Here is an 11,987-nt window from a genome sequence, read left to right as displayed (position 1 = left end):
GGCGTATGATTCTTGTCAGCCAAACCAGCCCCCTGCTGCAGGAAATTTTCCGCCTTTAGGCGGCACAAGCAGACATTATCCAATAAATAAAAAAGTTTGTCTTTAAAAGAATCTAGGAGAGCTCATGGAGTTTAGCGTAAAGAGCGGCAGCCCCGAAAAACAGCGCTCGGCCTGCATAGTTGTAGGCGTTTACGAACCCCGTCGCCTGTCCGGCATCGCCGAACAACTGGACAAAATCAGTGAAGGTTACATCAGCAACCTGTTGCGTCGCGGTGATCTGGAAGGTAAGCCCGGGCAGATGTTGCTCCTGCATCATGTACCCAATGTGCTGAGTGAGCGGGTTCTGCTGGTAGGTTGCGGAAAAGAACGAGAACTAGACGAGCGCCAATACAAGCAGATCATCACCAAGACGATCAACACCCTCAACGATACCGGCTCAATGGAAGCCGTGTGCTTCCTGACCGAACTGCACGTTAAAGGCCGCGACACTTATTGGAAAGTGCGCCAGGCCGTGGAAACCACCAGCTCTACCCTCTACAGCTTCGATGGACTCAAGACCCGTAAGGGCGAGACCCGTCGCCCGCTGCGCAAACTGGTATTCAATGTCCCAACCCGCCGTGAACTGACGGTTGGCGAGCGCGCCATCGAGCACGGTGTTGGCGTTTCCGCCGGTATGCAGTTGTGCCGCGACGTGGCCAATATGCCACCCAACATCTGCAACCCGGCTTATCTGGCCTCACAGGCCCGGCAATTGGCCGAAGTGCATGAGAACCTGAAGGTCAGCACTATTGGTGAAGAGCAGATGGCCAAGCTTGGCATGAACGCCTACCTGGCCGTGGGCCGTGGCAGTGCCAACGAGTCCATCATGACAGTAATGGAATATCAAGGCGCCGTCGACACGACCGCCAAGCCGATAGTGCTTGTGGGTAAGGGCCTCACTTTTGACTCAGGTGGTATCTCACTCAAGCCGGGTGAAGCCATGGATGAAATGAAATACGACATGGGCGGCGCTGCCGGGGTACTGGGTACCATGAAGGCCATCTGTGAAATGAAGCTGCCCATCAATGTGGTTGGGGTACTGGCCGGCTGTGAAAACATGCCTTCCGGCAACGCCTATCGCCCAGGTGATATTCTCACCACCATGAGCGGTCAAACCGTGGAAGTGCTCAACACAGACGCCGAAGGCCGTCTGGTGCTTTGTGATGTACTCACCTATGTGGAGCGCTTCGACCCTGAACTGGTGGTCGATACCGCCACTCTGACAGGTGCCTGTGTTATCGCGCTCGGTAAACACGCCTCAGGTCTGTTCTCTGCCCATAACCCACTGGCGAGTGAGCTGCTCAATGCCGGTGAGCAGAGTGGTGACCGCGCCTGGCGCCTGCCGATATGGGATGAGTACCAGGAGATGCTGGACAGCCCATTTGCCGATATGACCAACCTGGGCGGACGCCCTGCCGGGTCTATCACGGCGGCCTGTTTCCTGTCGCGCTTTACCAAAAAATACCACTGGGCCCACCTGGATGTAGCAGGTACAGCCTGGAACAGCGGCGCCAACAAGGGCTCGACCGGTCGTCCGGTTCCTATGCTGGCGCAGTTCCTGCTCAACCGCGCCGGGGTCGAGCAAGGCGAATAAGCGCCTGACTCCCTGCCAATAAAAAGCGAAGCCCAGTGCTTCGCTTTTTCTTTTTGTGGGCTATTTTATAAAGCCAATCTTCCCTTTGCCCTGCTCCTTCCCCGTCTTTTGATTATCGCCCCCGTCTTTTGATTATCGCCCCCGTCTTTTGATTATCGCCCCCGCCTTTTGATTATCGCCGAAAGCGTCGGCGCTTGGGCAAAATGGTATTCATCCACGGCTCAAACCACAGAGCGAAGCCACAGAGCTAAGCCACAATAAACCGCCCTGTTGAAAGGCAGTGGCTCAAAACAGCCCCCATAAAACTCGGCTTCAGACTAAGTTTGCACAGCTGAGTTTGCCAATACAGTTCCAGCCGACATGACCCCGTTTACTTTAACTCTGAACGCTTTAATTCATTGCTTTTCATCCAGTTACTTCCTGTCACTTTTTTTTGTCACTTGGTATTGCCGTTGAGATTTCAAGCCAAACAACTGCTGTTCAAATAAAATACTAGACGACTGGTCTAATGGTGATTATACTGGCTGTCATGAACACACAGACACAAAGCACACGCCAACACATACTGGACACGGGTTACCAGCTCGTCGTAACTAAAGGCTTTTCCAATGTTGGCCTGTCACAACTGCTGCAACATGCAGAAGTCCCCAAGGGCTCCTTCTACCACTACTTCAAATCCAAGGAGCAGTTCGGCGAAGCCCTGATAAAGGACTATTTCAACGATTATCAGAATAAGCTGCAGGCACTTTTGGGCCATGAACGCACTCCGGCGCTGCAGCGGCTGCAAAGCTACTGGCAACTCTGGCTGGATTGCGACGCCGATGTCTGCGGCGCACAAAAATGCTTGGTGGTGAAGCTGAGCGCCGAAGTAGCCGATCTCTCTGAACCTATGCGTATGGCGCTGCTGCAAGGCGCCAAGCGGATCATTGCCACCATTGCCGAATGCATCGAAGCCGGAAACCGGGATGGCTCTGTCAAGGTCGGCAACAGTGAACAGACGGCGCAGCTACTTTACAACCTCTGGCTGGGAGCCAGCCTGATGAGCAAGCTGACCCAGGATAAAAACGCCCTCAACCTGGCGATGCAAACCACTGACAGCATACTCGCAGGCAGGCTGGACAACAGCGGCCAATAACAGATACTCCCCGCCACACAGGTGGCGGGATTTTTTTAACCGAGCACTAGACGACCGGTCTAATCAAGCAATAAAACCCAATGGAGCCTATTATGACTGCCAATCAAACCCCACATCAGCGCATTGTGCTGGCCTCTCGCCCGAGCGGCGCTCCCAACGCAGAAAACTTCCGTCTGGAAAGCAGCAGCAAGCCGGTGGCAAACGACGGCCAGGTGTTGCTGCGCACCATCTACCTGTCGCTGGATCCATACATGCGCGGCCGCATGAGTGATGCAGAATCCTATGCCGAGCCGGTAGCCGTGAACGATATCATGGTCGGCGGCACAGTTTGCCAGGTAGAAGAGTCCCGTCATCCTGACTTTGAAGTCGGTGAGTGGGTGCTCGCCTACACCGGCTGGCAAAACTATGCCCTTTCAGACGGTGAAGGATTGTTGAAACTCGGCAAAGCGCCTGCTGCCCCTTCATACGCCCTCGGAGTCTTGGGTATGCCGGGTTTCACCGCCTATATGGGACTGCTGGATATTGGCCAGCCCAAAGCGGGAGAAACTCTGGTGGTTGCCGCCGCGACCGGACCGGTTGGCGCAACCGTAGGTCAGATAGGCAAACTCAAGGGCTGCCGGGTCATAGGTATTGCCGGCGGCGCTGAGAAATGTCGCCACGCCAAAGAAGTACTGGGTTTCGATGAGTGTCTGGATCACAAGGCAGAGGACTTCGCCGAGCAGTTGGCCCGAGTCTGCGACCAGGGAATAGACATCTATTTCGAGAACGTCGGCGGCAAGGTGTTTGATGCCGTATTGCCCCTGCTGAATACCAGCGCCAGAGTCCCCGTATGTGGTTTGGTGTCTCAATATAACGCCACTGAGTTGCCGGCCGGTCCGGATCGCCTGTCACTGCTGATGAGCACCATTCTGGTGAAGCGGATCAAGATGCAGGGCTTTATCATTATTGACGATTATGGCCACAGATATGAAGAGTTCGCCAAGGATATGGATGCCTGGGTATCTCAGGGCAAAATTCAATACAAGGAGCAACTGGTCGAAGGGCTGGAGCAGGCCCCACAAGCCTTTATCGGCCTGCTTGAAGGTAAAAACTTCGGCAAGCTGGTGATCAAGGTTGCCGAGCCGCTGTGATAAAAACTGATGGCTGCACTAGATTGATTGCTGCGGCCATTCGGTAACCAGCAAAGCAAGACCTGCGGCCCTCTTAAGCATAAACGCCAAGAGGGCCGCCAATTTTAACGGCTTAATTCAGGCTATTCACGCCATCTTTAACAAAGCCTTGGCTCCAGCTTAAACCGGGATTCAAAGACAATCCGGGCACTTCCTTTAATTTGAATCTTGCATTCAGGCCTGTAGGCCGACGCAGAGCACACATGGGACTTGTTAGCGCCTTCCTTAGGTTTCCTTAAAATCACCTCACGCTTAACATCAAACAGCAGCTCAATATGGTTGGCAGCAAGACAACGCCAAACTGAATCTTGATCCATTTTATGCACGTATGACTTATTAGCTAATAGCTCAAGAGCCTTATCGGGATGGCGCTGACCATTTCAACCTTTGGCCAAAAGGTGTAAAATCCTCCTCTTATGTCAAATGGCTACCAGTGTTCTGTGCAGGGGTGAGATGCAGGCGATGAGCAAGGCAACTTTTTATCTGCTGCCAAATGCAGCACAGCAACCAAGCGCCGAGCAGTTGCAACTGCTTGCCTGTCAGTTGGCCGGGCAGCATTATGCCAAGGGTGAATGGCTCTATATTCACTGTGAGGATCAGGCGCAGGCCCATGGGATTGATGAACTGCTTTGGCAGTTTGAACCCAGTGCTTTCGTGCCCCATAACCTTAAAGGGGAAGGCCCTGCCGCCGGTGCACCGGTTGAAATCGGCTTTGACAAGCTGGGGCCCAACCAACGCCGCCCGATACTGATCAATCTGGCCACAGAAGCCCCGGCATTTGCGGTAAACTTTGGCAGGATCATAGATTTTGTTGCCGGTGATGAGCAACACAAGGCCCTGGCCAGGGACAGATACCGCCAGTATCGTAATCTGGGAGTCACGCTCAGCACCCAGGATTTGGCAACACAACCACTTAATTTTGTTTGAGAAACGACAGTTCCCATGGAAAAAACATACAATCCGCAGTCTATTGAACAAGCGCTCTACCGTGTATGGGAAGAGAAAGGTTACTTCAAGCCCCACGGTGACGAGTCCCAGGGCAACTATTGCATCATGATCCCGCCGCCGAATGTCACCGGCAGCCTGCATATGGGACACGCCTTTCAGGATACCATTATGGACACCCTGATCCGTTACCAGCGGATGAAAGGCAAGAATACCCTCTGGCAAGTGGGTACCGACCATGCCGGTATCGCCACCCAGATGTTGGTGGAGCGCAAAGTCGCCGCCGAAGAAGGCAAGAGCCGCCACGACCTGGGCCGTGAAGCCTTTATGGACAAGGTATGGGAATGGAAGAACCAGTCCGGTGGCACCATTACCCGCCAGATGCGTCGCCTGGGCGCCTCGGTAGACTGGGACCGTGAGCGTTTCACCATGGACGAAGGCCTGTCGGAAGCCGTGCAGGAAGTGTTTGTTCGCCTCTATGAAGATGACCTCATCTATCGCGGTAAGCGCCTGGTTAACTGGGATCCCAAGCTGCACACTGCAATTTCCGATCTGGAAGTGGAAAACAAGGAAAAGCAGGGCCACATGTGGCATTTCCGCTATCCACTCGCCGATGGCGCCCTGACCGCCGACGGTAAAGACTATCTGATTGTCGCCACCACACGTCCGGAAACCATGCTGGGTGACAGTGCCGTTGCCGTGCACCCTGACGATGAGCGTTATCAATCCCTGATTGGCAAAGAGATCATTCTGCCAATCGTTAACCGCCGTATTCCTGTGGTGGCCGATGACTATGTAGATATGGAGTTCGGTACCGGCTGCGTGAAGATCACTCCGGCCCACGACTTCAATGACTATGAAGTCGGCAAGCGTCACAATCTGCCTATGTTCAACATCCTTACCCAGGATGCCGCCATCCGCACTGTGGCCGAAGTAGTGAATGTCGACGGTAGCCTCAACACCGAATTGGACGCCTCTTTGCCAAGCCGTTATGCCGGTATGGACAGATTCAAGGCCCGCGATGCCGTTGTCGCCGAATTCGAGACCCTGGGTCTTTTGGAAAAAATCGAGCCCCACGGCCTGAAAGTGCCTTATGGCGACCGCAGCGGCGTGGTGATTGAACCGCTGCTGACCGACCAATGGTATGTGTCTGTCAAACCACTGGCCAAGACAGCCATAGAAGCGGTGGAAAACGGCGATATCAAGTTTGTACCTCAGCAATACGAGAACATGTACTTCTCCTGGATGCGTGACATTCAGGACTGGTGTATTTCGCGCCAGCTGTGGTGGGGTCACCGCATTCCGGCCTGGTATGACAACAGCGGTAAGGTCTATGTCGGCCGTAACGAAGCCGAAGTACGCGCCAAGCACAACTTGGCAAGCGATATTGCTCTGCGTCAGGACGATGATGTACTGGATACCTGGTTCTCCTCTGCCCTGTGGACCTTCTCAACCCTGGGCTGGCCACAGCAGACTCCTGAGCTGAAAACCTTCCACCCCACAGACGTGCTGGTGACAGGTTTCGACATCATCTTCTTCTGGGTAGCCCGGATGATCATGATGACCATGCACTTCATCAAGGATGAAGACGGCACACCTCAGGTACCCTTCAAGACTGTCTATGTGACCGGGCTTATCCGTGATGAGCAAGGCAACAAGATGTCCAAGTCCAAGGGCAATGTGCTGGATCCTCTGGATATGATCGATGGCATAGATCTCGAGTCTCTGGTTGGCAAGCGCACCGGCAACATGATGCAGCCGCAACTGGCCGCCAAGATTGAAAAGAGCACCCGCAAGGAGTTTGCCGACGGCATCGAAGCCCACGGTACCGATGCGCTACGCTTTACCCTGGCTGCCATGGCATCCACCGGCCGTGACATCAACTGGGACATGAAGCGCCTGGACGGTTACCGCAGCTTCTGTAACAAGCTGTGGAATGCTTCCCGCTATGTACTGATGAACACGGAAGATCAGGATTGCGGCCCCAACTCACCTAACGGCAAGGCCGGCGGTGAGATGCAGCTGTCGCTGGCGGATCGCTGGATCACAGGTCTGTTCAACCAAACGGTCAAGACCTTCGAAGAGCATATGGGCGCCTATCGTTTCGACCTGGCCGCCAATACCCTGTACGAATTCACCTGGAACCAGTTCTGTGACTGGTATCTTGAGCTGACCAAGCCTGTGCTGCAAAACGGCTCTGAAGCCGAGCAGCGTGGCACCCGTCATACTCTGGTGACTGTACTCGAGCAGCTGTTGCGCCTGATGCACCCATTGATGCCATACATCACTGAAACCATCTGGCACCGTGTCAAACCACTTGCCGGTGTAGAAGGTGAAACCTTGATGCTGGCCGCCTTCCCTGAGTATCAGGCCGACAAAGTCGATACCGAGGCCATGGCCGACTTGGAATGGGTCAAGCAAGTGATTGTTGCCGTGCGTAACATCCGCGCCGAGCTGAACATAGCTCCGTCCAAGCCGCTCAACGCCTTGCTGCGCAGTGTCAGTGTTCGCGACAAGGCCCGTGTAGAGGCCAACCAAACCTTCTTCACTACCCTGGCTAAGCTGGAAAGCATGACGATTTTGGCCGATGGCGACAACGCGCCCATGTCCACCACCCAACTGGTAGGCGAGATGGAACTGTTGATCCCTATGGCAGGGCTTATCGACGTAGCGGCCGAAATGGCCCGTATCGACAAACAGCTGGAGAAGCTGAGTGGCGAAGTGGCCCGCATTGAAGGCAAGCTGTCCAATGAAGGCTTTGTCGCCAAAGCCCCGGCAGCCGTTATCGACAAAGAGCGCAGCAAGATGGCTGATCTCAAGCGCGATATGGACAAGCTCAAAGAGCAACAAGCCGAGCTGGCCAAACTGGAAGCCTAACGGTTAACCCAAGAGCCATAAAACCCAAGGGCAGTCAATCGACTGCCCTTTTTTACTATTCGCTTGCCCTCGACTCCAAATGGCCCCCGAATTCAGATAATTTCATCAGCTAAGTCTGGCTATCGGAACAACATATTGTTAGATTGAAGAATATTCCAAGGGGAGTAACTTCTCGCCGGCTTGTCGTCATTACGGTGTTTGCGCACCCGGCAACCGGGCAAAGCCACTGAGCTGTGCTTTGTAAGTGAGACCTTGCCGACAGGCAAGATCCGCGCTCCTTCAGCTGGCCTGCCGTCGGTGGCAGGCTTTGTTGTATTTGGAGAAAATGAAATGGGTACCTGGTGGTTATGGAGCGGATTTCTGGTAATAGTACTGGGGATCCTTTGGATAGACCTTAAGTTTGTCGGCGGTGGTCACAGCCATAAAGTCTCTATCAAAGAGGCGGGGATCTGGACCCTGGTATGGATAAGCGTCGCCATGCTGTTCAACTTAGGGATTTGGTTCTACCTGAAACAGACCGCAGGTCTCGAAGTCGCCAATCAACAAGGGCTGGAGTTTCTCACCGCCTACCTCATCGAAAAAGCCCTGGCCGTGGACAATGTGTTTGTCTGGCTGATGCTGTTTAGCTATTTCGCTATCCCCGCCGAACTGCAAAGACGGGTGCTGCTCTACGGAGTACTGGGCGCCATAGTGATGCGTACCGCCATGGTATTTGGCGGCACTTGGCTGATTAATCAGTTCCATTGGGTGCTGTATCTTTTCGGGGCATTTCTGCTGTTTACCGGCGTCAAGATGCTGTTTACCAAGGAAGATAATGAAACCGATCTCTCCAACAACAAGCTGCTCGGCTGGCTCAGAAAACACCTGAGGGTGGTGAAAAATCTTCAAGGTGAGCATTTTGTGGTGCGTCGCCACGGCGTATTATTTGCCACTCCCCTGCTGCTGGCGTTGATCGCTGTGGAGATCAGCGACATCATCTTCGCTGTCGACAGTATCCCGGCCATCTTCGCGGTCACCACAGATCCCTTTATCGTACTGACGTCCAACATCTTCGCCATCATGGGCCTCAGGGCCATGTACTTTCTGTTGGCGGGCGCCGCCGAACGTTTTGTACTGCTCAAATATGGCCTGGCGCTGATCCTGATGTTTATCGGTATCAAGATGCTTCTACTGGATATCTATCATCTACCTATCATGCTGGCACTGGCGGTCATCGCGATTATTCTACTGGTCAGCATACTGGGCAGTCTGTGGCTGACCCGGGATAAGGGGAAGCAGCCACAGGCATAATACCTGTCTTTTGTCCGTCACTCGAAGGGGGCACAAGATAATGAAAAATGATCCTGAGTGTAGTGGTCGCACCCATGCGCTGCACGGGGCGACTCACCTGGTGTTGTTTGTGGTCTATCTGTTCTTGATGTTTGAGTAATCATTCGCGGATGTTGGCCATGAAAAACACATCCACATACTCGCCATCGCGAAAAGCATAGTCCCGCGCCTCGCCCTCAATCACAAAGCCATGGCGTTTGTAGAGCGTTATAGCGGCGTGATTGTCGGTATAAACCGTCAGCTCAAGGCGTCTCACCGCCAACCAGTTATGGGCCAAATCCACTGCGGCCGCCAACAGCGCAGAACCCACGCCGATACCGCGGCACTCTTCACTCACCGCCATCCCCAGGTCGGCCACATGCTTACGTCTGGGGTTGGTTTGCACCTGTAAGGAGAGCTGACCGGCCACCTCCCCTTGCCACTCTGCGACCAGTGAATAGTAACCATCCGGCAGTTCGCCCAGGCGCTTATACCACTTTTCGAGTGACGGAAAGGGCTGCTGCAAAGTGCCGGCATAACAGCTGGGCTGAGTGAAGAGCGCCCGTATTGCCGGAATATCCGTGTGCTCGCTGTGGCGCACCACTACCTCTTGTTGTGACTGACTCACCTTGGGTTCAAAATCTGTTACCTGCACTCTGTTGTTCTCCTTAACTAAAAGCCGCCAAGCCTGTCTGGGCCCGTCCCAGGATCAAGGCATGAATATCATGGGTCCCCTCATAGGTATTGACCGCTTCCAGGTTCATCAGATGCCGGATGACATGAAACTCGTCACTGATACCATTACCACCGTGAATGTCCCTGGCCTGGCGAGCAATTTCCAGCGCCTTGCCGCAGGAGTTACGCTTGATTAGCGAGATGGCCTCGATAGCCAAACTGTCCTGATCCAGCAAGCGACCGGCCTGCAAGCAGGCAAACAGCGCCGTGGTGATCTCTGTTTGCATATCCACCAGCTTTTTCTGGATTAGCTGATTGGCCGCCAATGGTCTGCCGAACTGGACTCGGTCCAGACTGTATTGCCGTGCGGCATGCCAGCAAAACTCGGCCGCGCCCAAGGCGCCCCAGGCGATGCCGTATCTGGCCTTGTTGAGACAGCCAAAGGGCCCCTTGAGCCCCTCGACGTTGGGCAGCAGAGCATCGACACCCACTTCAACCCCGTCCAGCACAATTTCGCCGGTTATCGAGGCCCTGAGAGAGAACTTGCCCTCTATCTTGGGCGCCGACAGCCCAGGGGTGCCCTTTTCCACTAAAAAGCCACGAATGACCCCATCAAGCTTGGCCCAAACCAGGAAGAGATCGGCAATCGGTGAATTGGTGATCCACATCTTGTTGCCATGGAGCCGATACCCTCCGGGGATAGCTTCGGCGCGAGTCTTCATGCCGCCGGGATCTGAACCTACATCCGGCTCGGTCAGCCCAAAACAGCCAATCAGCTCCCCCCGTGCCAACTTTGGCAGGTATTTCTGTTTCTGCTCTTCACTGCCGTAGGCAAAAATCGGATGCATCACCAAAGAGGACTGCACACTCATGGCCGAACGATAACCACTGTCGACCCGCTCTATCTCCCGGGCAATCAGGCCATAGCTGACATAGTTGACCCCGGCGCCGCCATATTCAGTCGGCAGAGTCGCCCCGAGTAACCCCAGAGCACCGAGCTCTGTCATGATCTCGGGATCAAAGTATTGCTCGCGATTTGCCTGCAGGATCCTGGGTTGCAACTTGCTTTGGGCATATTCATGCACAGTGTCGCGGATCATCCTTTCTTCCGGCAGCAACAGGCTGTCAAACTGCAAGGGATCTTGCCAATCGAAGGGGTTACGGGCCATAGCTTTGTCCTTTTTTTCAGCTGATTTTCATCATGCTAACTCAGTCCCGGATTTCTGCCCAGCGCTGAAACCTCCGCCAAACAAAGATTACGTCTGTATCAAATTGCTACTTTCATGAAAGAAATCTCTGAATTTGCGCCGCACAAATGTTAGTCTTCAGCACTATTCTTGGTCATAGCTTTTAGTAATATTTTCGGTATTCAATGTCTGTACGGCTCTGCTTATTCATAATCGGCCTCTTGTCTCTCAATGCCTGGGCACATCCCTATTGCAAAGAGACAGAATGCATCCCTATTGATAAATGGGATCTAGGACTGGCCTTGGGTTACGGTCAAAAAACCAACCCCTTACGCCAGCAGGACGATATTCCCCTCTATGTCATTCCCAGTATTGCCTACTATGGTAAAAACTGGTTTTTTGATAACGGTAATCTGGGACTAACCCTGGCCGAGTCGGAAAACTACACCATTAATCTGGTGACGGCCTACAGCAAAGAGCGGGCTTTTTTCTATCGCTGGGACCCCAGTAATGTATTTACTTTCGGTGGCAGCTCTCAGATCTCCAAGGCCACCGAGAGTCGCGCGGCACCCATGATGTTAATGCAAGCCAATGAACCACCAAAAGTATTTAATGAATTGGAAGACAGACACTTTACATTTCTTGGCGGAGCCGAGGCTTTTTTTTACACTCAATACGGTATACTGAATCTTTCGCTTACTCATGATATGTTCAATGTTCACCAGGGCACTGAGGCCAAAGCCAGGTGGTTGTATCAGCTGAATTTGGAACGCTGGAAACTTGAGTTCGCCCTGAATATAGAGTGGAAGAGTAAAGAAATAGTCGATTATTACTTTGGCGTAAGACCAAGCGAGAATGCCTATTGGAGTCAGGCTTACCAGGGGAGTTCAGGCTTTAACCGCGGGCTGGAGTTTACCGGCCGTTATAGCCTCAACGAGGACTGGGATCTTATATTGGGACTGCGTTATACCAAACTTGCCGATGAAATAGCCAAGAGCCCTCTGCTGGATGAAGATGATGTCAGGGCTTTTTTCATTGGTGCTGCCTATAGGTTTTAA

The 11,987-nt window shown here is 53.4% G+C and carries 9 protein-coding genes; 7 read left to right on the top strand and 2 right to left on the bottom strand.

The genetic code is table 11. From position 1 onward, the window contains the following. Nucleotides 1-124 precede the first annotated feature (124 nt). The 6 genes from pepA (at nt 125) to RC73_RS02640 (ending at nt 9,049) form a co-directional block, all read left to right on the top strand. Nucleotides 125-1,633 (top strand): leucyl aminopeptidase, encoded by a 1,509-nt coding sequence (pepA, locus tag RC73_RS02665; RefSeq protein WP_039033174.1) that lies wholly within the window; start codon nt 125-127, stop codon nt 1,631-1,633. Between the two features lie 529 nt (nt 1,634-2,162). Beyond that, complete coding sequence (locus tag RC73_RS02660) at nt 2,163-2,768, top strand: TetR/AcrR family transcriptional regulator (RefSeq protein WP_039033204.1); 606 nt, start codon at nt 2,163-2,165, stop codon at nt 2,766-2,768. Nucleotides 2,769-2,860: 92 nt separating this feature from the next. Beyond that, nucleotides 2,861-3,898: an NADP-dependent oxidoreductase gene (locus RC73_RS02655; protein ID WP_039033203.1), complete on the top strand. Its 1,038-nt coding sequence runs from the start codon at nt 2,861-2,863 to the stop codon at nt 3,896-3,898. 501 nt (nt 3,899-4,399) lie between these two features. Beyond that, complete coding sequence (locus RC73_RS02650) at nt 4,400-4,864, top strand: DNA polymerase III subunit chi (protein ID WP_039033202.1); 465 nt, start codon at nt 4,400-4,402, stop codon at nt 4,862-4,864. A gap of 15 nt (nt 4,865-4,879) precedes the next feature. Continuing rightward, nucleotides 4,880-7,759, top strand: coding sequence for a valine--tRNA ligase (locus RC73_RS02645; RefSeq protein WP_039033173.1), 2,880 nt, complete (start codon nt 4,880-4,882; stop codon nt 7,757-7,759). A gap of 330 nt (nt 7,760-8,089) precedes the next feature. Continuing rightward, nucleotides 8,090-9,049 (top strand): TerC family protein, encoded by a 960-nt coding sequence (locus RC73_RS02640; protein WP_039033201.1) that lies wholly within the window; start codon nt 8,090-8,092, stop codon nt 9,047-9,049. Between the two features lie 139 nt (nt 9,050-9,188). On the opposite strand, the gene RC73_RS02635 is transcribed toward RC73_RS02640, so the two are convergent. Beyond that, nucleotides 9,189-9,722: a GNAT family N-acetyltransferase gene (locus RC73_RS02635; RefSeq protein ID WP_226684440.1), complete on the bottom strand. Its 534-nt coding sequence runs from the start codon at nt 9,720-9,722 to the stop codon at nt 9,189-9,191. Nucleotides 9,723-9,735: 13 nt separating this feature from the next. Then, nucleotides 9,736-10,911, bottom strand: coding sequence for an acyl-CoA dehydrogenase (locus RC73_RS02630; protein WP_039033172.1), 1,176 nt, complete (start codon nt 10,909-10,911; stop codon nt 9,736-9,738). Between the two features lie 320 nt (nt 10,912-11,231). On the opposite strand from RC73_RS02630, the gene RC73_RS02625 reads away from it, so the two are divergent. Continuing rightward, entirely contained in the window at nt 11,232-11,987 is a 756-nt protein-coding gene (locus RC73_RS02625; protein WP_233962693.1) for a MipA/OmpV family protein, read from the top strand.

This window comes from Shewanella sp. ECSMB14102 (assembly GCF_000813075.1).
Taxonomy (GTDB): Bacteria; Pseudomonadota; Gammaproteobacteria; order Enterobacterales; family Shewanellaceae; genus Shewanella; species Shewanella indica.
This window is presented reverse-complemented; position numbering and strand designations above follow the sequence as displayed.